We start from the raw sequence: 24,390 nt of genomic DNA, 5'->3' as shown, positions 1-24,390 counted from the left end.
CCTGCTTTCCTTAAGTTTGGCTACGGCGGCTCGTTTTCATCTCTAGTTCATCGGCAACGGCCTGCCTGAGGTATTCGTTTTCAGCCTTTGCGGCTCGCTCGAGCTCAGCACCATCGGCCGCGATCTCGGCCTGCAATGCCTCGATCTGGGCCAGCGCCCTATCTCGCCTGCTTTCCAATTCTTGCTTCCGGCGGAAAAGCTCTTCTTTTCGTTCGGTCTCGACGCGTCTCAGACGCGCTTCTTCCGCTTTCCGGGCCGACCCTGTCAACGCCTTACCGTCTCCAATATAGGGTTCGAGCAGGGAGATACCCGATCCGGACATAACAAACTCCCGTACCTGGTTGGAGTGCGCAGTGCCACGGGCCTTCAAAAGATACAGCTCTCGGTTGAATTCTCCACCAACCTCCCTGTTCAAAAGCCAAATCCATGAATCCATTAGCGACGAGAGACCGGCGTCCGTTTCATCTGTACCAACCTGAGAGTGCATGAGATGGGTGAAGACCGCCGTGACGCCGCGTGATTTAAGGAAATCGACCATGCGCAACAGCATGGACTGGATTTCAAGACGCTCTCCGCTTCCGGTAAACGCAGATATCGGATCGAGAACGACGATGGCAGGATCAAACCGTCCGATTTCCCTCAACATGACGGCGAGGTGCATTTCCAAACTGTAGAACGTTGGACGGGTCGCGACGTGTCTAAGAAGTCCGCTATCTATGTGTGGTTTGAGGTCAGTTCCCACTGAAAGCATGTTTCGAACGGTTTGATCACGAGATTCTTCAAAAGAGAAGTATAACGCTTTTTCACCGCGGAGGCACGCTGCAGCTGCGAAACTGGCAGCAAGCGTGCTTTTGCCCGAGCCCGCCACGCCGCTCAAAAGTATGCTGCTTCCACGGTGGAAGCCACCCCCCGTCAACATCGCGTCCAAGTCTGCAACACCTGAAGAGACCCGCTCGTTGGAGACCTTATGATTCAAGTTCAGGCTGCTGACCGGAAGGACGCTGAAGCCATCTTCGTCGATAAGAAAGGGAACTTCGTTCGTTCCATGGGCGGTACCGCGGTATTTGACAATCCGTAGTCGTCGCGTCGAAATCTGGTTGTGCACGCGATGGTCGAGCAGAATTACGCAATCAGAAACATATTCCTCCAAACCCTGACGTGTGAGGCTTCCATCGCCGCGCTCCCCAGTGATGATGGTGGTGAGCCCCTTGTCCTTCAACCAATCAAAAAGCCGGCGGATTTCGGCACGCAGAATGGCTGGATTGGTAAAGGCGGAGAACAGGCTTTCGATCGTGTCAAGCACGATGCGTTTCGCGCCGACCTGATCAATGGCCAGTTCCAATCGAAGGAAGAGCCCCTCGAGATCATAATCCCCGATCTCCTCTAACTCCGACGGATCGATTGAAATATGCTCGATGTAGACCTTGCCGTCCTCGATCAGTCTATCGACCTCAATGCCCAGCGACGCCACGTTGCTGATAATATCAGAGGGGCGCTCTTCAAATGTGACAAAGACCCCTGGCTCGTCAAAGTCGCGAGCGCCTTTCAGGAGAAAGGTTGAGGCAAACAGCGTCTTTCCGCAACCGGCAGTCCCGCAGACGAGCGTCGGTCTCCCAGTGGGTAGACCGCCGAGCGTGAGTTCGTCGAACCCCTCGATGCCAGTGCGGGACTTACTTATTCCAGAGGAGGAGGACATCATTCAGTTTCCAGTTGGCGACACAAGATGCTCGCATCCGTATTGAGCGATCATGGGGTGCGAAGGGTGTCATGAATGGCGTAGACAACACTTTCTGGCAAGTATGGCTTCTCCAAAAAGACCGCCTCAGCAGGTAGACCAGTGACGTCTCTGACTTTTCCGGAGGTGATTACTACACCGATTTCTGGCCACCGAGCCCTGACGACGGTAGCCAAGCCCAAGCCGTCGATGTCACCAGGCATATTTATGTCGGTGAAGATCGCGTCTACTTTTTGACCCTGTTCAATTATCTGCAATGCCCGGTCAGCATTGAACGCCTCAATGACCTTGAAACCGGCTTCTGAAATCGATTCAGCGACATCTAGCAGGATGAACGGCTCGTCTTCGACAACGAGGACGACAGGCGGTTGTGAGGTGTGCATTCATCGGCCCTAGCGACAATACGCCGTCATATAATTGACAAGACGCGGAAGGCAAGGCGGGCAATCGACTGTGCGATACTGTACACAAGAGCTGCATGCAATTTGTGTATTTCTTTCCATCCGACCGGCCAAATAGGTTGTATCGGCGCGTAATTTTGGCCCTGCGGCGAATCGGGTCCATCGAGGGAGCACGCGTCCGATTAGGCCGGCGCCGCTGCCACACTCAGAGACCCTCCCTCGCGATACTGTCGATCGACGCTCGTGCCTTTGAAGTTCTGTTGTCTGCCGGATGTGGTGAGACAGCCCGCGAGCCCGTCCACCGTGACGGGAATGCAATCGTTGTCGAGCTCACCCGGCTCTCAAACGGCCACGCGGCAAATGCTCGCAAAAATAGAATTTTCATATATACTGCAAGTTAGTGTCGGGCCGTTGGCGGGCAACACAAGGAGATCACCATGAATGATTGGCTTGACGCATTACTTGATGAAACAGCCATAGCCCATGATCAACGCACACTTCAATCGGCGCTCTCCGACTTTGCCGCACGCTTCCAATTCTCTGGATACGCTTATATCGATCTCCGTTTCGGTCACACCTTTGCGATTTCCAACTACCATCCCGATTGGCAGGATTTCTACCTTAAAAACAACCTCAAATCGCTCGACCCTGTCATTCGGCATGCAAAGCAGCTGCGGCGTGCATTCTCATGGTCGGCGGATATGGCAACGAGACCGATGTCCAAGGCAGAAACGAGTTTCTTTGCGCAAGCGGCGACATTCGACATTCGATCAGGGATCACCGTTCCGGTTGCTCTGCCCAACCGCGGAACAGCCATGCTAACTATGGCTTCCAGCAAACCGAAGGTGGCTATAGATGACAAGATCGATGCCGTGATGGCGGCGTCGGTTGTCGCGCAGATCCACGCTCGCATTGAGGCACTGCAAGTGACCCCATCGGTGGAGGAACCTTTCCACCTCACGCCCAAGGAGAAGATCTTCACTCGCTGGCTAGAGCACGGCAAGACGGTGCAAGATGTGGCCGACGTTGAGAACTTGAAATACAATACCGTGCGCAAGACTTTAGAGGAATTGAGAGGCCGGTACGACCTTTGCAATAACACGCAGCTGGTGGCTTTGGCCATCAGGAGAGGATTAATTTGACCGGTGAAGAAGTCCCTCGGATGAGGCGAGAGGTCAAACTCGCTGAATTCGCTTCCGTCGCGAGTCGCAGTGATATGGCGTCCCAAGATGCACTTCAGCGATCATCACACAAACCGATCGAATGATATTGCACCTTGTCGCACGGCCACCACTCTAGTTATGGTAGCGAGAGTAGGGGACCTATACATGTCTGAAAACAACCAGTCACTATCCGTAGTCGTTCGATCCGATGACAAGGGTCATTGGGTAGAGTGGAACAACGACGGCGCCACCGGATCGCTCGGACCATACCAAACCGAAAAGATGTCCGCCGACGTGCGCACCGCCAAAGAACGCGAGTTCACTGAAAACATGGGACACATCGACGACGCTTGAGACCGTATCAAAGGCGGTTTTAAAGCTGGATCTGATTGACGATCATGAGCGCGTGGTTAGAGGTCCGTCCGTGACGGGATGGTGCTTTCGAGCCTGATATCACCAACCAGTCCTGGACAGCCCGGGATTGCAGGTCTTCAGAACGATTTAGCGCTTATCGGCCGAAGCGCTCTTCCCACCGGGTTGTTGTCGTTCCCGACACGACCGTCGAACGGGAAGACAGAAACGATCACAAGACGAGGGTCGAGATCGCGCTTTGTGAACTGAGGCCCGCTTTGAAAGAACGCCGATGTCACCGTCGGCCTTTGCGAGCCGCTCGCCAGTTGTACCACTGCTGTCATTTTTCCAGCATGGTCTGCTAGAGGTCGCAGCGGTTGAGGGCGAAGAGCTCTCGAAGCAAGAGACCCCGACTAGCGGGGCCACCTGCAACCGTTATCGTCACTGGCAGTTGGTCGGGACCTGACTGCCTGCAGTGGAAGTTCCAGCGCCATCGGTGGCTGTCGACGAGCTACCCGCCGTGCCGGATCCGCGGTTCACAGATCCAGCGCTGCAGTCAGTATTGTTGGTGTTGCCGCTGTTCGACTGTCCATCGCTGGTAGTCGAATTTCCGCCGCTTGTTCCGTTGTTGGTCCCAGTGTTGGAGCCGCTTCCATTCGCTCCTCCCCCGGTTCCAGAGTTGGTCGCGCCGTTTGTGCCGGACCCAGCCGAGGATCCGCCAGCCGACCCACCGCTACCGCTGCCCGAACCGCCGGACGATTGCGCGAGTGCCGAGGTTGCGAGACCAAGCGAGAGAATAGAAACGGCGATAAGTTTGTAGACCATGATCGGCTCCTTAGGGTTGCTGCCTTTGCCTAACCTAGCTTGATCGTAGTTGTTCCCCGCTTATGTGATCTGGTTCTATAATGATGGCCTCAAAATGCGGGCTCAGTCTCGACCAGGGGAAGCATCTCGCGTGATTTGCTCAGAGGTCCTTGGCCGGCAGCGGCTTTAAGTCTCTTGAGATCCGGCCAAGGTCGTCAGCGATCGTTGTCGCGGCATCTGCTAGGAAGAGGTCGTGCGTGCATCACAACCTGTGACCCCAAGACCGCGGTTTCGGCATGACCATACGCTATCGCTATCCGTCAATGGCGGGTAGCAGCTTGTAAAGGATAGCGACGAGATCAGGGAGCTGATACAGCTTGATGATAACCGGGGCTTGGACGGTGTGCCGAGAATGACGTCGAGTATCGCCGCGTCGGGTTGACCGCTCTCAGAGATCGCTACCGCGCCCGTGCATTCGCGGCAGGACTGTGAAACCGGCATCTATCAGATCATTCTTGAATTTTGAGCGATCAGATAGTCGTCCTTGACGATCAGGATCGCCACGCGCGGCCGTCCGTTTTCCGTCATCCGTGTCGCCGGATACTTTGCTCAAACTAAACCGCAGCGTTCAGGTCCAGTTGTTCTCTCGCAAAACATTGCACGGCCAGATACCCTGCCCAGACGACTGATGTCGATCGTACATTGGCTTGATCGGCCTGCCCGTTTCATGCCGTTGGAGAGAAACGGGAGCCTTGGACATCGCGGTCTTCCCGTATCCTCGCGATCGGGCATCGGTTGGAGACGCGGCAGTCTCCGATGCCGCGAACGGCGTGGAGTTGCTGCCCGCCGTCCATGTGGCCTGCCGAGCGCCATGGCGGACAGTCCCCTTCCCTATGAGGTCCCTGCGCACTTATCGCCAATCCCGGCAGGTTCGTTCGCCGAATTCCGATGCGCGACCGTCGTCATCGTCGCCGAAGGTGGCACGCCGTCCCCAGGACGTCACATTATAAACTTCCTCGCGCTTTCGATTGGAGCGACAGCCATCATGTTCGTGGCGTGTCACCGACAAGCTTATGGCCCGTGCTGTCAAACGTTGGCCAATGTTCTTGGCCGCGATCTTTCAGCTCCGCTTATCCGCGCCTTCGCCGGCTTGATCATTCCTGTAACGTCCTTCTGCGAAATGAAACAGGGGCCTGAAGACATCTTCGGGAACCGATGAATGACTTTATGGACCGCATGATTGACAACTCTATAAGCGCAAGCATTCAGTGATTGCCATTTCTAGCTCGCGAACTACATCCTTTCTGGGGTGATCAGAGAAAAAGGGTGCCTTGAGGACGCCGGTTGGATAAGTCGAAGTCTGTTCGGGGTTAGTGGGAACAATGTTGCAGAAACGCAAACTCGGCATTTCCGGTCCAGAAGTCTCAGCAATCGGCTTTGGCTGCATGGGGCTAAATCACCATCGCGGACCGGCCGTAAGTACCGAGGACGCGGTCGTGTTACTGAGAGCCGCATTCGACCGCGGCGTAACACTTTTCGACACCGCGGAGATTTATGGGCCATTCACGAACGAAGCGATCGTGGGAGAGGCTCTCGCGCCTATTCGTGACAATGTTGTGATCGCGACCAAGTTCGGGTTCAGGGACGGCCGTCCGAATACGGGCCTCGACAGTCGCCCTCAAAGCATCCGCCGAATGGTCGAGGCCGCGCTGCTTAGGTTGAAGACAGACAGGATCGACATTCTTTACCAGCATCGCGTTGACCCAGCTGTACCAATGCCTGAAGTCGCCGGCGCCGTGCGCGACCTAATTGATGAAGGCAAGGTATTGCATTTTGGTCTTTCGGAAGCGGATGATCACTCCATCCGCCTTGCGCACGCCGTACAGCCGGTCGCGGCGCTGCAAAGCGAATATTCGCTTTGGTGGCGACAGCCGGAGGCTAGCGTCCTTTCAACCGTTGAAGAGCTTGGCATCGGCTTTGTTTCTTATAGCCCGCTCGGTCGTGGCTTTCTGACAGGAACGATGGGAGACAATACAAGTTTCGAGGCCGAAAACGATCAACGAAAGACGAATCCTTATCTTGCGCCCGAAAACCGCGCGGCGAACCAGCCTATTATTGACGTCATACAATCAATGGCGAGAGCGAAAAACGCGACCGCCGCACAGATTTCGATTGCATGGCTTCTCGCTCGTAAGCCGTGGATCGTTCCAATCCCAGGCACCACCAAGATCCACCGCCTTGAGGAAAACATCGCCGCAGCGGCAATTGAGTTCTCTCAGGGAGAGATGGATAAGATCGGCGAAGTATTCGAAACAATAACGCCCCATGGCGAACGCTACGCGACGGCAGCTAGCGCGCAAACGGAAAAATGATCGCCGCGACGAAGAGCCGCGTTCCTCGACAGGAATTTTCGCGCGGCCTCGTCGAAGAGCCTAATCGAAGAAACCGGCGTCTTCTTCCGTAAGATATTTCCTGGCCGCTTCCGCGTTGATGTCGACGCCAAGACCCGGTGCTTCGAGCACATCAATCATGCTGTCCTTGACGATTTGGTCAGGCAGCCCAACAACCAGATCCTCCCACCAAGGGTCCGAAGCCGAGGGGTATTCAAAGGCCACGTAGTTCGCGGGCAGCGTCGCGCAGACATTGATCAGGGCGCCAAGGCCAAGCAGACCGTTCGCGGTGCCGTGCGGCGCCATCAGGATGGAATGCATAAAGGCGTGTTCAGCAACCCATTTCAGCTCCGCGATACCCCCGATGTCAGCGGGATCCGGTCCGATCACGCGCACGGCTTGGGTTTCAATAAGCTCCTTGAAGTTATGGCGTAGATAAATCTGCTCGCCGGTATGGATGGGCGTCGAGGTGGAGGTAGTGAGCTCCCTGTAGGCCTGAGGGTTAACCCACGGCACATAGTCGCCGGTCAGCATGTCCTCGAGCCACATCAGATTGTATTTTTCGACCGCGCGCGCGAACTTGATGGCGTCCGGCAACATCCATCCCGGCCCACAATCGAGCGCGAGACTGACCTTGTCGCCAAGAACCTCCTTCATCGCGATGACGCAGTCGAGCATGTGATTGAAGCCGCGCTCGCTGATGACACCTTGATCCATCGCGCCGTGGTAGCCCGCCTTTTTTTGCGTCACACCATAATGGAAATCTTCGATTGTGTCCTTCATGTTTGAGTGGAAGGATATTCCTTGTTTGATCATGAAGAAATTCTGTGGCTGCTCCATCATCCATTTGACATCGGCCGCGTAATCTTCCGGCCTGTCGCCCGAACGCTTCTGGCGGATCGAGCCATTATAGACCCGGACCTTATCTCTGACCTTGCCCCCAAGCAGTTTGTAGACCGGCATGCCACAGGCCTTGCCAGCGATGTCCCAGAGCGCGTGCTCGATTGCGCTGACGGCAGCACCATAAGGCTTGAAGGAACCACGTTGGCGAATCTTTAGCATCACGCGTTCAACATCCGTCGGATCCTCGCCGATGAGCGCATCGCGAAAATGCAGGACCCATGGCTTGAGATATGACTTCGTGAACTCGACTTCACCCAAACCGTAGAGACCTTCATCGGTGACAATTCGGACGATGGGGTGCTTGCCGATAACGGCGCAGCGTAGATCTATAATCTTCATCTTCGTTCCTCTTTGCCTCAGCTCCAGGTTCGATCCCAGGAATACTCGTCATCCCAGCGATCAGTTGGCTCCCAGATGCCGGCTACGCCCGGCTGCAGATGTTGCGAGATAACTTCGTCGACAACATCGTCGATCCCCAGGCCCGGCTTGTCGGTCACCGTGATGAAGCCATCTTTGACGAGGGGCTTAGGGACGCCACTGACGATATCGTCCCACCATTCCACGTCGGCAGAGTGATACTCGAGGGCCATGAAGTTCTCGGTGGCTGTTGCAACATGCGCAGCCGCCATCGCGGCAATAGGGCTTTCAGCCATATGGATCGCCATAGCGATACCGTGATCCTGGGCCATATCACCGATCTTTTTGGTCTCCAGTATCCCACCGCTGGTGAGAAGATCAGGATGGATAACGGACACTCCTCCGCTCTTCATCAGCGGCTCGAAACCTTCTTTAAGGTAGATGTCTTCGCCAGTGCAGATCGGCACCGTCGTCGCGTCCTGCAACTGGCGATATTGCTGCGTGTACTGCCAAGGAATGACATCCTCTAACCAGGCCGGCACGTATTTTTCGATCCGCCGCGCAAGGCGGATACCGTTTTGCATCGAGATATGACCGATATGGTCGATCGCCAGCGGCACGTCCATCCCGATCACCTCGCGAACTTCGGCGATGTATTGCTCAAGAAGGTCGAGGCCCTTGTCGGTGAAGTGGAGCCCGGTAAAAGGGTGCTGGATATTGTGATGATCGTAGCTCGCGTTTCGCATCCGCCGCTCATCGATCGTTTTGAGGGGCCCTCGAACTGGATCGGTACGATAGCCTTCGAGCGAACCTGCAGGGAACACAACAGCGCCCGGCACGTCTGCAATTTGCATCAGACCCAGATCCATTTTGAGAAAGGTGAAGCCCATGTCCATGCGCTGTTTGAGCCGCTTGCCTGTTTCCGTCCCGCTTGGAACGGTGGCGTCAGTATCGCAATAGACACGGACCCTCTCGCGAAACCGCCCCCCGAGCATCTGGTAGATCGGCACGCCGTAGGCTTTGCCCGCGAGATCCCAAAGCGCTATCTCCACTGCAGACACTCCACCACCTTGCCGCCCGTGCCCACCGAACTGTTTCATGCGACGGAACAAGCGGTCGATATCGCAGGGATTTTCACCCAGCAATCGGCTCTTCAACATAAGAGCATATGTCGCGCTCGCCCCGTCGCGAACCTCGCCAAGCCCGATAATTCCTTGGTTGGTGTAGATTTTAAGCAGAGCCGATGTGAACGGCGCACCGACGATTTCGGCGACCCGCATGTCGGTGATGCGAAGTTCGGAAGGCTTGGAATGAAAATTTACCCGGTCGAGGGCGTCTTCTACCCGGTTTGCCTCTAGCATGATGTCATCCCTGTTACGATCAATAAAGCTTCGCTTGGCCAGCGAGGCCGATAACGTTGATCAGTCCAATGCAATCTCGTGGGCTTGCAAGTAGTCGCGGTTCATTTCGACACCGAGGCCAGGTTTCGTGGTCAGTGTTAGGCTGCCATTTGATACATTAAGTGGGCGGTCGATAAGGTGGTCGTACTTCGCGAGGTTCCACTCCGACGTTTCAAGCTTATAGAAATTTGGAACGGTCATCATGACCTGCGCGCCCGCAACCACGTTGATGGGGCCGGCGGCGTCATGTGGCGACACGGGGATGTAATAGGCCTCGCACAGCGCGGAAATCTTTTTGAGCTCTGTAATGCCACCGGTCCAAGTGACATCGGGCATGATGTAATCGGCGAGTTTGTTTTCGAGAACAGGGACGAAATCCCATTTGGTATGGCCGCGTTCCCCCCAGGATATGGGGGCACTTACCTTTTCGCGGACCTGTTTAAGAGCGTTTAAGCTTTCGGGCGGGCACGGCTCCTCGAACCAGTCGATTTGGCCTGCTTCTTCGAGGCTACGGCAAAGGCGAATGGCGGTTGGAACATCAAACCTGCCGTGAGCGTCGATCAGAATGTCGACGTCGGGCCCCGCCGTCTCGCGAATGAGTGCCGTAAGCTCGGCAGCTTCACGCTCATCCTTGCGGGTCATGCCGCCGTCGAGATAGCCATCCCGTTGCTCGCGCGCCTGTCCATCGGCGGTGCGGCCCTGTTGTGGAAAGGGGTCGAACTTCAATCCTGTGTGACCGGAATCGACAATATCGCGGATTTCACGGATAACGCCCTCTTTGCTGGCGAATTTCGCCTGGTTGGGATGCGTGTAGAGCGAGATTTCGTCGCGGACTGGCCCGCCGAGCAACTCATAGATCGGCTTGCCAAGGACCTTGCCGCGAATATCCCAAAGAGCGATGTCGATCGCGCTCACGCATTCAACGGCTGCACCACGGCTGCCCATATAGGTGAAGCTGCGGAATATCTTGTGCCAAAGGTATTCGATACGCGCAGGATCCTCTCCTTTCAATGCCTGACCGATTTGACGGAGAATCGTGCAAAGTGCGCGATTGGCGAGCTTCGTCGTCGTCGTGATCTCACCCCAGCCACTCACACCCTCATCGGTGGTCACTTCGACAAAAAGAAACTCTCCCCAGTAAGACGCATCAGAGCTTATTAGCCATGGTCGTACGCTTGTGATTTTCATCTGAGCCAACTCCGACATTTGAGGATGAGGACAAGATCGGCGGGTGTTATCTATCCCGCACGGGCAGCACTACGGGCTCGCATATGCTCGAGAAGATGACGACCCGAACCTTCCACGTGACGGGCAATAAGGTCTGCTGCGGCCTCAGCGTTTCCCGCTTTTACATGCGCGATGAGATCGCGATGTTCAGCAAGAATGGCAGCTCGCCTGGCGAGCGTGAAGTTGAAGCGTCTACCGACCGCTCTGAGCACTTCGCGGTGCTTCCACCAGAGCTCGGCGGCATGACGGTTATAATGCTTCTGATACATCACCGTATGAAAGGCAGTATCCAGCTCGCTGTGCTTGAAGGTGTCGGCGAAGTTATTCTCCTCGATAAGCGCCTGAATGCGTTCGAGCTCCGCGATGTCTTCCACGGTCGCCATCGTTACGAACCATCGTGTCAATGCCGGCTCGATCAACACCCCGATCTCATAGACGTCCCGGACAAAATCCTGGTCGATCGGTCGCACCCGCGCCCCGCGGTTCGGTACGAATGTGACGAAACCCTCACCGCGCAGCAATTGCAGCGCTTCACGGACCGGATTGGTCGAGGTCCCGTGCCGTCGAGCGAGATCTGTCACCACCAGGCGCTCGTTTGCCGCGAGCCGACCTTCGATGATGTCGTCTCTAATCAGCTTGTAGAGGGAGGCCCCTTCGCTGGAGGCGCCGTCGGCGTCTATGCCTTCGGGCGGCCTTGCTCTGAAATCTGTAGTCTCGGTCAAAATATTCCCCATAAATACTCTATTTATTCGACTACCACGCAAATCTTCCGTAAACAATGTACGATTTTGCCGATTGACAGACATTCTTTGATCTGAAAACGTGCAATTCGTCCGATAGGATACACTGACTTGAGGAGGTCAGCTCCGGCGGATGGGGACCGCTCGCACGAGTAGAGCGGCATGGGAGAACCTGGAGGATACCTGTGATGAGGATTTCATTCGGCGGTGCCGTCCTGCGCGGCACTATCTCTACTGCGTTGCTGGTGTCGCTTATGTCTACTTCGGCAATGAGCGCGTCTGTCGACCTGAGCAAGTGGTCGCCAGACTACGTTCGTTCTATTGCCGGCACCAAGGACTTCGATACAGCAGCCGAGTGCGGCAAGGTAACGCCGTTGGACTATAAAGGTCGTCTGACGTTCTGGTACCAAGGCATTTTCGAAGGAGATCCAGATTCGCTGCGTGAGTATTACAAGGAATTCTTCGCAACGTTTCGCAAGACCTATCCGAACATCCAGCTGGAGGAACAGGGGCTCACCTACAACGATCTGCTCGACAAATTCCGTACCGCACTTCTGGGCAACGCCGCCCCGATGGCGGTTCGCCTTCAAATCCTTGGGGGCGTAGAGTTTGCGTCAAAGGGATACCTCCAGCCTCTCAAGCCGGAAGATATCGGCTATTCGACCCAGGATTTCTGGCCCGGCGCGATGAAAGCCGTCACGTGGGATGGCGTGGGCTATGGCATTCCGACCAACAACGAGACAATGGCCTTCATCTGGAATGCTGATATCTTTAAGCGAGCTGGACTTGACCCTGACAAGGCACCTGCGACCTGGGATGATGTCGTCAAGTATTCCAAGCAGATCCATGATAAGCTCGGCGTTTCCGGTTATGGGCTCGTCGCCCGAAAGAACGCCGGCAACACGCCCTATCGTTTCATGCCGCAGCTGTGGGCCTACGGCGGCGGCGTGTTCGATGAGGCGTCCAAAGATCCAACGTACAAAGAGGTCGAGCTCGCCAGCCCCCAAAGCAAGGCCGCGCTCCAGGCTTCTTACGACATGTACGTCCGCGACAAGTCGGTCCCCGTCTCGGCACTCACCAACCAGCAGGCCGACAATCAACCACTGTTCCTGGCTGGCCAGCTCGGAATGATGGTTTCGCATCCGTCCGATTATGACGTGATGCTGGATCTGCAGAAGAAGGCCACGGCAACCGACAAGGAAAAGGCGCAGACTGTCATCGACAACATGCGTTATGGCCTTATCCCGACCGGGCCCGACGGCAAACGAGCAGTCGTCTTTGGCGGCTCAAACATCCACATTTTGAAGCCAGAATATGTAGAGGGAGGAAAGGTAGACGAGCCCGCTGCCAAAGCGATCGCCTGCATGTGGGCAAGCCCAGAATGGTCATTGAAGCTTGCTTACGTTGGCTCAAACCCTGGAAACCTGAACGGTTTCACGACCAAGTGGATGAAGGATCGTCTGGAAAAGATCAAGTTTCTCGATGTGACCACGTCGATGCTGCCTTACGGCATCCCCTTCCCGGCACTACCGCAGTCTCCTGAGATTATGAACATTATTGTTCCAGACATGCTGCAAAACGCATTGACGGGAGCCATGACGGTCGACCAGGCAGCAGACGATGCTGCCGCGAAAGTCAAGTCTCTGATGGATGGTGGGCTCTAGAAGCGGTCCGCAATCTGACCGGCTGTCGACTAAACTGCAGCCGGTCTTTTCCCTCCGGATTAAGGGCTTCGAACAGTGACGATTCTAACCGGCAAGGCCGACGTGTCCCTCGTCAACCAGCATCGCAAGAGCAGTGTCGTGCGCAGGATATGGGATCACCGCTTCGATTATGCGTACGTGCTCCCCTCTATTGCCGTCATGCTCATCGTCATAGCGTATCCGATCTACTACACGATCGAGCTGTCTTTCTTCAATACGCCTCCTGGCCTACAGCTTCGCGACAAGATCTTTGTCGGAATCGATAATTACACGGCGATCTTGAAGAGCCCGGTCTTTTGGACGGTCACCAAGAACACGCTGATCTGGACTGTCGGATCGACGTTCATCTCCTTCGTCCTTGGCTTTGCCTGCGCATTGGCTCTGCATCGTGATTTCGCGGGCCGCGCAATTTTACGCGCCATCCTCATCATTCCGTGGGTGATCAGTGCGGTTGCCGCGTCCTACATCTGGAAATGGATATACCACTCGGATTTCGGCGTAATCGGAGCGGTGCTGGTAGGCCTTGGCCTTGCCGATCGACCACCAAACTTCATAGACAATGTGGATACGGTGCTTCCCGCGCTAATCGTCGTGAACATCTGGCGTGAGTTTCCATTCGCGATGATCATGATGATGGCGGGCCTCCAGACGGTGCCTGACCAACTTCTGCGGGCAGCCAAAGTCGACGGAGCCAATGCTTGGCAACGATTCTGGCACGTTACATTCCCGCATGTGAGAAATGTCTCGACAGTGACCATTCTCCTATTGGCGGTCGCCAACTTCAACTCGTTCATCATTCCGTGGATCATGACGGGCGGCGGGCCGTCGAACGCCTCGCATATCTGGATCACACACATCTACGAACTGGCGTTCGGCCGTCAGCGCTGGGGTGTGGCATCAGCGTATTCTGTCCTGTTGTTTTTGATCTTGATGTCCTTTGGCTACTTCTACGTCCGGGCACTCAGCAGCAATGACCAGAAGGGGGGAGCAGAATGAGTGCGATCGCGGACACGAAGCCAATTCAAGATCGCCGAAGAAGCCGGATCGACGGATGGCGCTGGGGTGGACGCATCTTTCTCGTCTTCATGTTGCTCTACACAGCGCTGCCCATGGTCTGGATGTTGATCACATCGATCAAGTCGGGCTTTGCCGCTATGCAGTTCCCGCCGCAATGGTGGCCAGACCAGCCTACGCTCGCGAGCTATAAAAAGCTGCTCGATCCACAAAACAGCGTAGGCCAGGACTTTCTGCGTTTCTTTTGGAACAGCTTGTTCGTCTCGACAGCCACGACGATCATGTCAGTCATTGTGGCAGTCCCCGCGGCCTACGCGTTCTCACGCTTCACCTTCCCAGGCCGGAACTTCATGTTCTTCGCGGTCCTTCTGCGCAACATGTTTCCCGCTGTCATCTTTCTCGTCCCGCTTTTCATTTTGATGCGTGCGATCGGCCTTGTGAACACCCATGGTTCCCTCGTTCTCACCTACCTTACATTCGGCCTGCCACTGGCTATCTGGCTGTTAAAAGGGTTTTACGACAACATCCCGATCCAGTTGGAACAAGCAGCTCGTATCGATGGCGCAACGCGCTTTCAGGCCTTCGTCTTGATTGTCGTGCCACTCTCCACGCCCGGGATCATCGCTACTGCGATCTATTCCTTCATTGGCGCGTGGAACGAGTACATCTATGCCTACACATTCCTATCAAAGAACGACCAATTGACCCTACCGGTTGGTATCCAGCGGTTTTTCTCAGAAAACACGACGGACTTTCCCGGTCTGATGGCGGCCAGTTTCATGATGAGCGTGCCCGTCGTCGTCCTGTTCCTTCTTCTGCAACGATACTTCGTACGCGCGCTCACCGAAGGCGCTGTCAAGCACTAAGGAGTTGCCTGTGGCCCATGTGGTCTTGAAAGATCTGATCAAAAATTACGGCAGCTTCAATGCTGTCAAAAGCGTTTCGCTAACGGTCAACGACGGCGAGTTCGTAGCGCTTGTCGGCCCTTCGGGCTGTGGCAAAACCACGACGCTCAACTTGGTGGCTGGCCTTACCTCAGTGACATCGGGCGATATTTTGATTGGCGACCAGGTCGTCAACGACCTCGACCCCAAGGATCGGGACATCGCAATGGTTTTCCAGAACTATGCGCTTTACCCTCAGAAATCCGTCTACAAGAACCTGGCATTCCCGCTCCAGATGCGCAAACTGCCGAAGGACGAGATCGACAGGAAAGTCAAAGAGGCGGCGCGTGTCCTCGATATGACGCAACTGCTCGAGCGCAAGCCACGCGAACTTTCAGGCGGTCAACAGCAGCGCGTGGCACTGGGCCGAGCCCTTGTCCGTGACCCGGCGGTGTTTCTAATGGATGAGCCCCTCTCAAATCTCGATGCGAAGCTGCGCGTACAGATGCGCTCCGAGATAAAGCGGTTCCATCAGGATCTGAAGGCGACGATTATCTACGTAACCCACGATCAGCTTGAAGCGGTAACAATGGCTGACCGAATGGCCGTAATGAATGGCGGCTATCTTCAGCAGTACGACACGCCTGCGCAAGTGTTTGCCAACCCAGTGAACATGTTCGTTGCAAGTTTCGTTGGCAGTCCGGCAATGAGCCTCGTTCCGCTTCAGGCCTCGACGTCCAACGGCAGCACTTTTTTGACAAGCGCGGAAGGTTGGCAGCTTGAACTCTCGCCGAAGAACGCCCGCAAGGTTGCGAAAGCATCCTCCAACAAGGTTGTTCTGGGCGCGCGTCATTCGACCATAAGGCTTCACAAGAACGCGGAACCGGGATGCGTCCCTGCAAAGGCGTACACGGTCGAGCCAACTGGAGACATCACGTTCGTACAGGCATTTCTATCTGGCGCAATCGTAAATATTAGCGTGCCGCCATCGGTTCCTGTCTCGCCAGACGAGCCAGTTTGGCTCGAATTCGATCAAGAGCGGCTGCACTTGTTCGACGGTGAAACCGAAATGGCCCTCAGGTCCGAGTAACGGTGGACGAGCGGATTATGGGGCGTCAATCACGATGAAGTTAAAAATTACAGCGATCAAGCCCTATCCGGTTTGGGTCGGCATACGCAACCAGATGCTCGTAAAGGTGGAGACCGACAGCGGCATCTTTGGGTGGGGCGAGAGCGGCTTGAGCGGCCGCGAAAAAGCGGTTGCCGCGGTTGTTGAGCACTATCGCGAATTCCTGATCGGGCGTGATGCGATGCAGATCGGTCGTATCTGGCAAGAACTTTATCGAAGTCAGTACTTTGAAGGCGGTCGCGTCCTGCAGGCAGCTATCTCCGCGATCGATATTGCACTGCACGACATCAAGGGGAAGGCGCTAAAGGTACCTGCCTACGAGCTGCTAGGGGGCAAACAGCGAGAACGGGTACCCACTTTTGCCTCAACCGGGGACGAGGCGGAGGGGGATAAAGCGATCGAACGTGCGATCGAACTGCGCGCACAGGGCTGGCAAGCGATCCGCTTCTTCCCGGCAGGGCAAAGCAGTCGAGACATTTTCGAGCCGCGCGAATCGATTGGCGCTACCGCTGCGATGCTGAACAAGGCTCGCGAGGCTTTGGGGAGTGAAGTCGTTTTGGGCATTGACTACCATCATAGGCTATCAGTCGCTGAAGCAGCAAGCTTCTGCAGCAAGCTTGACCGCGGCGTTCTAGACTTTCTAGAGGAGCCTATCAGGGACGAAACGCCGGGTGCCTACGCCGCGCTGCGCAAGATGACCGACATACCGTTTGCGATCGGCGAGGAGTTCGCCAGCAAGTGGCAGTTTATTCCTTACATCGAGCAGGACCTGCATCAGTTCAATCGCATTGATGTGTGCAATGTCGGCGGCCTCACCGAGGCGATGAAAGTAGCCGGCTGGTCCGAGGCTCACTACGTCGACCTTATGCCTCACAATCCTCTTGGTCCGGTATGCACCGCGGCTACGATCCACCTTGGCGCGGCCGTGGCAAACTTTGCCTGGCTGGAGACCAGAGCCCCCGAAACCAAGCTAGGCTTCGACAATTCCGACTTCTTTCCCGTGCAACCCAGACTGGACGGAACAGAATATCCGGTGAGCGACCTCCCTGGGCTCGGTGTCGAAGTCAACGAGGATGCGATCGCGGCTCAGAGCTTTCGTTTTTGGGAAGCGCCTCATCTCACACGCCGCGACGGATCCGTGACCAATTGGTAGACACTTAAACTGGAGATGATCATGAGTGAGACCCTAGATATCCAGCGACCTGCGAAAGAACTGATCGCTGCGCTGAAGGACGTCGGTGCAGCAACAATCGCTGGCACACTCGGCCATATGGGGTTTCGCAATCCGCACATGGTCGGCCCCGTCTCGCAGAGCCGAGGCAAGACAATTGTGGGGCCCGCCCTGACGCTTCAGTTCATGCCACAGCGACCGGATCTTTTCAGTGAAGGCGAGTACGCGGATCCAGAGACCCAATTGCACCGGCACGTTCTTTATCATGTTCAGGAAGGCGACGTCGTCGTTGTGGATGCTCGCGGAGACATGAGCTCAGGTGTCTTTGGTGATATGATGTCCACCTATTTCAAGGGGCGCGGCGGAGCTGGCATCGTTATCGATGGCTGCATGCGCGATAGGCCAAATGTTGAAAAGCTCGACCTGTCGCTATGGTTGCGCGGCTGGACGCCGAATTACCACGTCCAAACAAGTATCTATCCAAACGCGGTGAATGTTCCGATCGCGTGCGGCGGTGTCACGGTCATTCCTGGCGACATAATCGTGGCTGACGATGATGGCGTGGTGGTGCTTCCAGTTGCGATGGCTGCAAGGGTAATCGAAGAATCACAGTCGCATCATGAATGGGAGGAATTTTCGCGTTCGAAACTGATGGCGGGCGGATCGCTGCAACGCTACTATCCCCTTCATGACGACGCCAGGGCAGAGTATGAAGAATGGCGAGAACGAGCTCGGACGCCACAGGGATTGTGAGTGTCTTTGACGTCGTAGATATAAAGTCTCGCTCAGCCAGCCGCGGTCTCGGACATGGAGAAAATGAACCGCTGGATTATGGTCAGGTGAAACGATCGGATTGATCTCTTGGGGCTGGGAGAGGAGGACATGCGTATATTCGACCGCGGTCGCAAGCTGCTCTCCGGCACTCATCCTGATCACTCACCGGCCTGGTAAGGTTTAAGCACTCACGACCGTGACATCAAGGATTGATGGTAAGGTCGTCGAATGGGGGACTCCAGAAGTAAACCAAGGCAACTAGCCTTGTTTTCAAATCCCATGTCGCAACAGACAGCGGCTGTTTCGTTTGTCGCGTGCCGGAGGTCTAAGCATCGCGGCCGAGGCATCAATCTTCACGACAACGCTGGAGTGTCAGACCAGAGAGCACTTTGACCTGAGCGCCTTCGAGCTTTTTCGTTCGCAACCAAACTAGGCAGCCTTTGCGGCCAGTGTCTCGCTCATCTCACGACGCTCATCTTCTGCGAGCTTCTCGATGCCAGAGAGCTTTTCTCGGAGCCGGTGATGTCGAATTGAGCTCCTTCGGCAGCGCTTTGCCCTGGCGACTGGGAATTATGACGGACGAGGCATATTCCAGCCGGAACCGCGCCAGTTGTTATCAAATAAAACGACGGTGCTCGAATGACCACCGACACGTTGATCCGAGGATCGCGCCACTGGCACTAATGGGTAGGCGCGCAGGTTCGCAGTTGCTCTTCACGGGCATGACGGCAGTGATCCTGGGATTGGAACTCAAACCGTTGATCGTACGTTGTGTCGTCGCTGTCAAAGGAGCGACCATTTTTATGTCCAATGCTAACAAAGTCCGCCAACGCATGTATACTTTTGTCGCAGTTATCTTCGCCGTTGGTGTCGTGATCGCTGGTAGTTATTTGATTATGGCCAAGCCTGGAGAGAGCGACGACAAACCCGTCGCGGAAGTGATCAATCCGAACGGCTGATGAGAAGAATAGGTGAGGACGCTGTTTGCGAATGGATGGATATGTCCGAGGGTGTCGCGTATGACGGCGGGGGAGGATCCAAAAGGGAAGTGTTCTCAGCATCGTCAGTCGTATACAATCGGCTAATCGATACATGATTATAATGTGCCCTCTTTTCCAAAGCGGAGGGCAGCCTTCGGCAATTGCTGGGTGCTAGAAGTTTCTTCTCCCTCTTGTGAAGGCGAGGTTCTGATCCAGGTGCTTATCCGCCTCGCCTTATGGATAAAGAGCTAGGACGCCCTTTGATGAGGACGTCCCGATAATGGCTTGAGTCCGATGCGCACGGTTCATGCAGAGGCGGCAAGTTGTGACGCGAATTGGCGGTAGCTGTGTAACGGACGACCTAGGATTTGCGTCAGGCGCTCGACATCGCCCGTTTGCGGGACCATGCCATCGCTGACATATCGCTCTGCCATCAAGCGCATTTCGTAAGCCATCCACTTGGGCATGATGCTGGCAATGTTGTGCTCGAAGCTGGACGGGTCATCGCCGCCGTAGACTACAGAACGGCCCAGAGCTTCGGACCAGATGGCTGCTAGGCCTGCGCCAGTCAATGTATCCGGGCCAACCAGGTTGATGGTCTCGCTCGGTATTTTCTCAGCTGCCCGATCGCGACGAATGAGTTCGATTGCTGCGACCTCCGCGATGTCTCTAGCATCGACCATGGCGACACCCTTGCTACCAATCGGCATAGGGTAAACCCCATGATTGAAGATGACATCCCTGATCATCACTTCGTTGTCCATGAAGTAGGCCGGGCGCAGGATGGTCGCGCCGAAGCCCATCGCCTCCAGCATGCGTTCCGCACCAAACTTGACCGCGAAATGCGGGACGTTTACCGCCCGGTCGGCATCAAATACTGACAGATAGACGACGCGTTCTACGCGGGCTTCACGCGCAATGTTCAGGGCGATAATGGCCTGGGTGAATTCATCACCGGCGACCGCATTCAGTAGGAACAAAGTACGGACACCGTTGAAGGCCGTGCGTAGCGCGTCGATATCGAGCAAGTCACCCTGTACAACCTCGACATTGGAAGCAAAGTGAGCTTTGGCGGGATCACGCACAAGGACGCGGACATCAGCATTGCGGGCAATAAGCTGGTCAACGACGTGGCGGCCAACGCGCCCGGTAGCGCCTGTTACGAGAATGGTCATCGAATTTTCTCCTTGGTTCCGTCTGTGGAAGGCTTCGATATTGAAGACACGCCGAATATGGATGGTTCACATTTCCATCGATAGACGCTAAAAATAGACGCATCGTCTCATTGGTGGAACAGACATGGACCTGCTTGCGCTTACGGATTTCGTGACAGTCGCCCGACATGGCGGTTTCGGCCGCGCATCGCGCGCCTCCGGCCGGCCGAAGGCGACACTTTCGCGCCGCGTGGCTGAGCTGGAGACCAGTCTCGGCCTACGATTGTTCGAGCGCGGCGCGCGCATGCTCAAGCTGACAGAGGAAGGTCGAGCGCTTCACGAGCGGGCGGGTGCTCTGCTGACCGAACTTGACGAGACTGCCACCGCTATCGCTTCCGGTGGCAGCAAGCCGCAGGGTCGTTTACGGATTAGCGCGCCATTGTTGTTCACACAGATGGCGATGGGCAAACTTGCTGCCGGCTTTGCCCTGAAGTATCCAAAGGTACGGCTGGAAGTCACGACGGAGGACCGGCCCGTCGACATGGTTGAAGAAGGGTACGACCTTGTTATCAGGGTCAATCCCGATCCTGACGAGAGCCTGGTGGGCCGAGCCTTCCTGCGTGATGAATTGATAATTGCGTCGGCACCAGGCCTTGTGAATACCGCTGGAGAAGTTGTGCCAGCGGTCGTTCGCGGAAATCCTGGCCCAACGAGGTCATGGACGATGACCACGTCGGTGGGAAGCTCAAGTTTGAAATTTGACCCGGTGCTCACTCTTTCCTCAATGACAATGGTCCGCGACGCTGTGCTGATGGGCGTCGGGGCTGCATGCCTTCCTTTGTCACTGGCGAGCCAAGACCTGGAGACGGGCAGGCTTTTTCGATGGGGAAATGTCGAGGGATCGGAGACCGTGTTATGGGCGCTTTACCCCTCACGCCGCCTGCTGAGTGCGAAAGTGTCGGCCTTCCTGGACTATCTCAAGCAAGCGTTTCCTTCCGGCACCGCCGAAGAACTGGCGGCCTATATGGAGAAATGAGAAATAGAAACTACGCGTAATCTTTTTTGCGCAGAGCGAAAAGCCGCAGTTTGCGCCTCGCGGATATTTCGACCGATGCTGCACTTATCGTCGGCTACATGAGAGCCTCTTGCCGCGCCGTGTCGTCGGGACATCGCACCTACGCCTTTCGACGATCTGTCAACGCAAATTCCGAAATGCTTAAATGTCGCGTGTTCAAGCCGCACGAACACATTAGCAAATGCCCGTTGGCCCTCATCAGCGGGCATTTTTTTGATCCCCGACACGCTAAGCTCGCTCGCCGAGCGCCAAATCATCTGAACCTTAGCGTCGGGTCTTCATATCCCGGATTTCAGGGCGACGGCTCCCGGCCGACATTTCAACGTTAAACGCCGCTCACGAGCCTTGCTTTCGCATCCTTGCCCCTGGTCAAAAAAAAGGGTTGGGGAGTCCACAAGGCTGCTAGCTCAGCGGTCTCGACCTCATTCGATCGAGTTTGGTGATCCCGATTGCCGTCAGATACGGGGAGCCGCTGACCTTGGTCCACAGAAACCGCTCTCTCTACCTCAGTGTGACAGACAGGACACGAACATGGACGCAACAAAAGCGGGCCCTATCCTAAAGCGGTACGCCAAATCCGACTTAGGCCCGATAGCGTCATTCGAGCTGGATCGGCTTCTCGTTTACGTGGCGTTGACATGATCGCCGGTCCAGTGACGGCCCGCCGTGAGCATGTGCGCACGGCGGGTTTCGATCCTTATCCGCGCTCGATTGATTGAATAGAGATCGCCAGACGGCAACCACTGGCGATATCGATCGGATCGGCGCTTTGCCGGAGCCCCGTACGTCGGCAGCGAAAGACCTTCGATTTTTTTCCAATGCATGGAACTCCAGACATCTGGCTACGTTTACTAGCCACTCTAGATCAGCACCACTACCCCGCGCCCTCGTGCGGGGTCTTTTTTTGCCCGGTTGCCGCAGACATCATCGCGATTCGCCGCTTTGCTATTCCCGGACGATCGGCTGGCAACGGTCAGGTGTACGCGCGTTGCTCTCCGTCCAGCTCGAGGCAAGGTCGATTGGCCCGTCCTTGCCCACCAACGCGCGCCGCGCCCGATACCGACAGGACAAAAGGCGCGAGATGTTCCTACTGATCATATCGTTCGAGGAGCAGACGCAGATGTGTATTTTGCGCGTCGAGCTTTTGCGAAAGAAGCGCCCGAAGCGCGTTTATTTCCGTTTCGAGCACCATCGCTTGATCGACAACCGCAGGTTCATCTCGCCGGATGTCGTCATGATCGCTCGCGGCAGCCTTGATGGATCTCGTTCCTCGACGCGCCGGTTGCTTTCCATGCGCCTTGCTCACTTCGGTACGATCGTCCGTGGGAGAGCGTGGGACATCGCTCACGTGCGATGACGTGATTTCGGCAAGCTGGGGCGGGGGTGCATCTTCGCCGGCCGTCGACACGTCAGTTTGCGAAGGCGAGCGGGGATCAACGTCCGCCGCGGGCTGTCGTTGCTCAGGCGCTTCTTGGTCCCTTGCTGCGATACTGACACGAATCGAAACCGTATCCGAGTTTGTTATCGGATCTGGCAGATTGTTTTGTTGGGTGCTCTCGTCGGTCTGTACCCCGTCAAGCGGCGGCGCGTCGTCGCTCCCGGTCTCGTCAGGATGCCCGTGCGGGCCATCTGCCTTGCCGCGCGCAGCAAAGCCTTTCAATACCTGCCATGGCGATCGCATGAATAATACTCCCCGACTCGTTATCGTCGGGGCGATTGTACTAAGTCAAAGACCGGACTTGCAATGCAAGCCCGGTCTTTAGATGTGGGGGAACGTCCTTGGTAAGGCCGATGTCGCCCGCTATCAGGACAAACCGAGCTTTTTACGGAGATCGGCGTTCTCAGCGCGGAGCTTGTCCGACAAGGACTTGCGAAGCTTCTGGTTTTCTTCTTCCAGCTTCAACAGGTCCGAAAAGCCGTCGTTGTTAGAAGCCGCTGCCATCGTGGCCCGCGGCGCACGCTTTGCCGGCTGGTTCTTGGTAGCTGGTGCCGCCTTCTTTGCGGGAGCCGGCGCCTTGACCGCCGGTGCGGCGACAACGGCATCGCTCGCGGGAGCTGCGTTTTTGCGGGGTCCGCGGGTCTTTTTAACCGGCGCGCTTACCGACGAGCCAGAAGCGGCTTCCGTTGCGACTTTCGGTTTACGGGGCGCGCGGGTCTTCTTTTCCTTTGCAGTCGCGGATGCATCCGCAGATGCTATCTCATTTGCAGGAGCAATGTTGGTTTCGTCAGCCATTGTTTCAATCCTTGAGAACTACATAACCATTCGTGACAGAACTTAGTCTGGGACAGTATGCACCGCATGTAGTTTACAACTTGTTGACAATGAATTCATTGTCTTTGTCCCCGCGTCATGGAGGGCGCCAGCATGGACTTTACCTGCGAGCTTCTACCAGCCTGTTATGATCGGAAACTTGTCGGGTCAGCAATCGTTCTGCACTGAAGTCAAATGCAGTGGCAGTGATTTCAGCCCAACACCCGGCACGGGTTGATTTCGGGTCGGGATGATGTATCGATTGCATTCTATCTTAAACTTGAATTGGCGCCGGTTACGGCCAGGGGAATATAATGCAAACGGGAACTGTTAAATTCTTCAACGATGAAAAGGGTTTCGGCTTCATCACGCCTGACAACGGCGGCGTGGACGTATTTGTTCACGTTTCGGCGCTTGTTCGAGGCGGCTCACTTGGCCAAGGCGAGAAGGTTGAGTACGACCTTGGACAGGATCGCAAGACCGGAAAGTCCAAAGCGGAAAGAGTTTCTGTAATCTGAAGCCCAGAACAGACGGTCGAAGGCCGCTCTTTTTGCTGCCGCGTTCCCGCGAGTGACGATTGGACGGTCAACGGTCTTTTAGGCGCGTGGGTCCGCTTTGGTTCCTGCATATGCGGATCTACGGTATGCCTCCTTGTGCTGCGTCAGCCAGGCAGCAAAAATCGCTCCTGGTTGATCGATGCTTCTCGCTGACTTAGCGAGGCCTACTCATCTTCATGAGCGCGCCACCTCATAAGTTAACTTTAATCAATTCAGACTTGTCGGAC

The 24,390-nt window shown here is 55.8% G+C and carries 21 protein-coding genes; 12 read left to right on the top strand and 9 right to left on the bottom strand.

The window, feature by feature from the left end:
- Positions 1 to 10: 10 nt before the first annotated feature.
- Together kaiC and ACIQUB_RS18175 are read right to left on the bottom strand one after the other, a co-directional pair.
- Positions 11 to 1,696, bottom strand: a complete 1,686-nt coding sequence (kaiC, locus tag ACIQUB_RS18180; protein WP_402931228.1) for a circadian clock protein KaiC — start codon at positions 1,694 to 1,696, stop codon at positions 11 to 13.
- Positions 1,697 to 1,746: 50 nt separating this feature from the next.
- Entirely contained in the window at positions 1,747 to 2,118 is a 372-nt protein-coding gene (locus ACIQUB_RS18175) for a response regulator (RefSeq protein ID WP_402931176.1), read from the bottom strand.
- A gap of 455 nt (positions 2,119 to 2,573) precedes the next feature.
- Here ACIQUB_RS18175 and traR point away from each other — a divergent pair, with 455 nt between their 5' ends.
- The 3 genes from traR to ACIQUB_RS18160 all read left to right on the top strand — a co-directional run bounded on the left by traR (position 2,574) and on the right by ACIQUB_RS18160 (position 6,826).
- A complete protein-coding gene (gene traR / locus ACIQUB_RS18170) occupies positions 2,574 to 3,278 on the top strand; it encodes a transcriptional regulator TraR (RefSeq protein WP_402931174.1) in 705 nt (234 codons plus the stop codon).
- A gap of 186 nt (positions 3,279 to 3,464) precedes the next feature.
- Positions 3,465 to 3,653, top strand: a complete 189-nt coding sequence (locus ACIQUB_RS18165) for a hypothetical protein (RefSeq protein ID WP_402931172.1) — start codon at positions 3,465 to 3,467, stop codon at positions 3,651 to 3,653.
- 2,186 nt (positions 3,654 to 5,839) lie between these two features.
- Positions 5,840 to 6,826, top strand: coding sequence for an aldo/keto reductase (locus tag ACIQUB_RS18160; RefSeq protein WP_402931226.1), 987 nt, complete (start codon positions 5,840 to 5,842; stop codon positions 6,824 to 6,826).
- Between the two features lie 60 nt (positions 6,827 to 6,886).
- On the opposite strand, the gene ACIQUB_RS18155 is transcribed toward ACIQUB_RS18160, so the two are convergent.
- From ACIQUB_RS18155 to ACIQUB_RS18140, 4 genes are read right to left on the bottom strand one after another with little or no spacing between them, the layout of a single operon-like run.
- The gene (locus ACIQUB_RS18155) at positions 6,887 to 8,086 is read right to left on the bottom strand and encodes a mandelate racemase/muconate lactonizing enzyme family protein (protein ID WP_402931170.1); all 1,200 of its coding nucleotides are present in this window, start codon (positions 8,084 to 8,086) and stop codon (positions 6,887 to 6,889) included.
- A 17-nt stretch (positions 8,087 to 8,103) separates the two neighbouring features.
- Positions 8,104 to 9,465 (bottom strand): mandelate racemase/muconate lactonizing enzyme family protein, encoded by a 1,362-nt coding sequence (locus tag ACIQUB_RS18150; RefSeq protein WP_402931168.1) that lies wholly within the window; start codon positions 9,463 to 9,465, stop codon positions 8,104 to 8,106.
- Positions 9,466 to 9,525: 60 nt separating this feature from the next.
- Entirely contained in the window at positions 9,526 to 10,692 is a 1,167-nt protein-coding gene (locus ACIQUB_RS18145) for a mandelate racemase/muconate lactonizing enzyme family protein (RefSeq protein ID WP_402931167.1), read from the bottom strand.
- A 50-nt stretch (positions 10,693 to 10,742) separates the two neighbouring features.
- Positions 10,743 to 11,453: a GntR family transcriptional regulator gene (locus tag ACIQUB_RS18140; RefSeq protein WP_026283198.1), complete on the bottom strand. Its 711-nt coding sequence runs from the start codon at positions 11,451 to 11,453 to the stop codon at positions 10,743 to 10,745.
- Positions 11,454 to 11,656: 203 nt separating this feature from the next.
- Between ACIQUB_RS18140 and ACIQUB_RS18135 the strand changes: the two genes are divergently transcribed.
- The 7 genes from ACIQUB_RS18135 to ACIQUB_RS18105 all read left to right on the top strand — a co-directional run bounded on the left by ACIQUB_RS18135 (position 11,657) and on the right by ACIQUB_RS18105 (position 19,105).
- Positions 11,657 to 13,135, top strand: coding sequence for an ABC transporter substrate-binding protein (locus tag ACIQUB_RS18135; protein ID WP_402931166.1), 1,479 nt, complete (start codon positions 11,657 to 11,659; stop codon positions 13,133 to 13,135).
- A gap of 75 nt (positions 13,136 to 13,210) precedes the next feature.
- A complete protein-coding gene (locus ACIQUB_RS18130) occupies positions 13,211 to 14,170 on the top strand; it encodes a carbohydrate ABC transporter permease (protein WP_402931164.1) in 960 nt (319 codons plus the stop codon).
- On the top strand, positions 14,167 to 15,054 hold the full coding sequence (locus tag ACIQUB_RS18125; protein ID WP_402931162.1) for a carbohydrate ABC transporter permease: 888 nt from the start codon (positions 14,167 to 14,169) through the stop codon (positions 15,052 to 15,054). The genes ACIQUB_RS18130 and ACIQUB_RS18125 overlap by 4 nt, the downstream gene beginning before the upstream one ends.
- A 10-nt stretch (positions 15,055 to 15,064) precedes the next feature.
- Positions 15,065 to 16,162, top strand: a complete 1,098-nt coding sequence (locus ACIQUB_RS18120; protein WP_113238413.1) for an ABC transporter ATP-binding protein — start codon at positions 15,065 to 15,067, stop codon at positions 16,160 to 16,162.
- Positions 16,163 to 16,190: 28 nt separating this feature from the next.
- Positions 16,191 to 17,354, top strand: a complete 1,164-nt coding sequence (locus ACIQUB_RS18115) for a mandelate racemase/muconate lactonizing enzyme family protein (RefSeq protein WP_402931225.1) — start codon at positions 16,191 to 16,193, stop codon at positions 17,352 to 17,354.
- A 21-nt stretch (positions 17,355 to 17,375) separates the two neighbouring features.
- Positions 17,376 to 18,125, top strand: coding sequence for a ribonuclease activity regulator RraA (locus ACIQUB_RS18110; protein ID WP_402931160.1), 750 nt, complete (start codon positions 17,376 to 17,378; stop codon positions 18,123 to 18,125).
- Between the two features lie 743 nt (positions 18,126 to 18,868).
- On the top strand, positions 18,869 to 19,105 hold the full coding sequence (locus ACIQUB_RS18105) for a hypothetical protein (RefSeq protein WP_402931158.1): 237 nt from the start codon (positions 18,869 to 18,871) through the stop codon (positions 19,103 to 19,105).
- Between the two features lie 326 nt (positions 19,106 to 19,431).
- On the opposite strand, the gene ACIQUB_RS18100 is transcribed toward ACIQUB_RS18105, so the two are convergent.
- Complete coding sequence (locus ACIQUB_RS18100) at positions 19,432 to 20,301, bottom strand: SDR family oxidoreductase (protein WP_402931156.1); 870 nt, start codon at positions 20,299 to 20,301, stop codon at positions 19,432 to 19,434.
- Between the two features lie 124 nt (positions 20,302 to 20,425).
- Between ACIQUB_RS18100 and ACIQUB_RS18095 the strand changes: the two genes are divergently transcribed.
- Positions 20,426 to 21,316, top strand: a complete 891-nt coding sequence (locus ACIQUB_RS18095) for a LysR family transcriptional regulator (RefSeq protein ID WP_402931154.1) — start codon at positions 20,426 to 20,428, stop codon at positions 21,314 to 21,316.
- Between the two features lie 1,126 nt (positions 21,317 to 22,442).
- Here ACIQUB_RS18095 and ACIQUB_RS18090 read toward each other — a convergent pair.
- Together ACIQUB_RS18090 and ACIQUB_RS18085 are read right to left on the bottom strand one after the other, a co-directional pair.
- Positions 22,443 to 23,036 carry a hypothetical protein gene (locus tag ACIQUB_RS18090; RefSeq protein ID WP_402931152.1) on the bottom strand — a complete coding sequence of 198 codons (594 nt, stop codon included), beginning with the start codon at positions 23,034 to 23,036 and terminating at the stop codon, positions 22,443 to 22,445.
- Positions 23,037 to 23,159: 123 nt separating this feature from the next.
- Positions 23,160 to 23,588, bottom strand: a complete 429-nt coding sequence (locus ACIQUB_RS18085) for a hypothetical protein (RefSeq protein ID WP_402931150.1) — start codon at positions 23,586 to 23,588, stop codon at positions 23,160 to 23,162.
- Between the two features lie 332 nt (positions 23,589 to 23,920).
- Here ACIQUB_RS18085 and ACIQUB_RS18080 point away from each other — a divergent pair, with 332 nt between their 5' ends.
- Positions 23,921 to 24,124 carry a cold-shock protein gene (locus ACIQUB_RS18080; protein ID WP_018899518.1) on the top strand — a complete coding sequence of 68 codons (204 nt, stop codon included), beginning with the start codon at positions 23,921 to 23,923 and terminating at the stop codon, positions 24,122 to 24,124.
- The last annotated feature ends 266 nt before the right edge of the window (positions 24,125 to 24,390 follow it).

Source organism: Rhizobium sp. NPDC090275 (genome assembly GCF_044772225.1).
Classification (GTDB): Bacteria; Pseudomonadota; Alphaproteobacteria; order Rhizobiales; family Rhizobiaceae; genus Rhizobium.
The sequence above is the reverse complement of the archived record's forward strand: the minus strand, read 5'-3'. Positions and strand labels throughout refer to the sequence as shown.

Excerpts from the sequence above, each read along its gene's own strand:
- kaiC (WP_402931228.1), bottom strand. The coding sequence starts at position 1,696 with ATGTCCTCCTCCTCTGGAATAAGTAAGTCCCGCACTGGCATCGAGGGG.
- ACIQUB_RS18175 (WP_402931176.1), bottom strand. The coding sequence starts at position 2,118 with ATGCACACCTCACAACCGCCTGTCGTCCTCGTTGTCGAAGACGAGCCG.
- traR (WP_402931174.1), top strand. The coding sequence starts at position 2,574 with ATGAATGATTGGCTTGACGCATTACTTGATGAAACAGCCATAGCCCAT.
- ACIQUB_RS18165 (WP_402931172.1), top strand. The coding sequence starts at position 3,465 with ATGTCTGAAAACAACCAGTCACTATCCGTAGTCGTTCGATCCGATGAC.
- ACIQUB_RS18155 (WP_402931170.1), bottom strand. The coding sequence starts at position 8,086 with ATGAAGATTATAGATCTACGCTGCGCCGTTATCGGCAAGCACCCCATC.
- ACIQUB_RS18150 (WP_402931168.1), bottom strand. The coding sequence starts at position 9,465 with ATGCTAGAGGCAAACCGGGTAGAAGACGCCCTCGACCGGGTAAATTTT.
- ACIQUB_RS18145 (WP_402931167.1), bottom strand. The coding sequence starts at position 10,692 with ATGAAAATCACAAGCGTACGACCATGGCTAATAAGCTCTGATGCGTCT.
- ACIQUB_RS18125 (WP_402931162.1), top strand. The coding sequence starts at position 14,167 with ATGAGTGCGATCGCGGACACGAAGCCAATTCAAGATCGCCGAAGAAGC.
- ACIQUB_RS18110 (WP_402931160.1), top strand. The coding sequence starts at position 17,376 with ATGAGTGAGACCCTAGATATCCAGCGACCTGCGAAAGAACTGATCGCT.
- ACIQUB_RS18105 (WP_402931158.1), top strand. The coding sequence starts at position 18,869 with ATGACGGCAGTGATCCTGGGATTGGAACTCAAACCGTTGATCGTACGT.
- ACIQUB_RS18100 (WP_402931156.1), bottom strand. The coding sequence starts at position 20,301 with ATGACCATTCTCGTAACAGGCGCTACCGGGCGCGTTGGCCGCCACGTC.
- ACIQUB_RS18095 (WP_402931154.1), top strand. The coding sequence starts at position 20,426 with ATGGACCTGCTTGCGCTTACGGATTTCGTGACAGTCGCCCGACATGGC.
- ACIQUB_RS18090 (WP_402931152.1), bottom strand. The coding sequence starts at position 23,036 with ATGCGATCGCCATGGCAGGTATTGAAAGGCTTTGCTGCGCGCGGCAAG.
- ACIQUB_RS18085 (WP_402931150.1), bottom strand. The coding sequence starts at position 23,588 with ATGGCTGACGAAACCAACATTGCTCCTGCAAATGAGATAGCATCTGCG.
- ACIQUB_RS18080 (WP_018899518.1), top strand. The coding sequence starts at position 23,921 with ATGCAAACGGGAACTGTTAAATTCTTCAACGATGAAAAGGGTTTCGGC.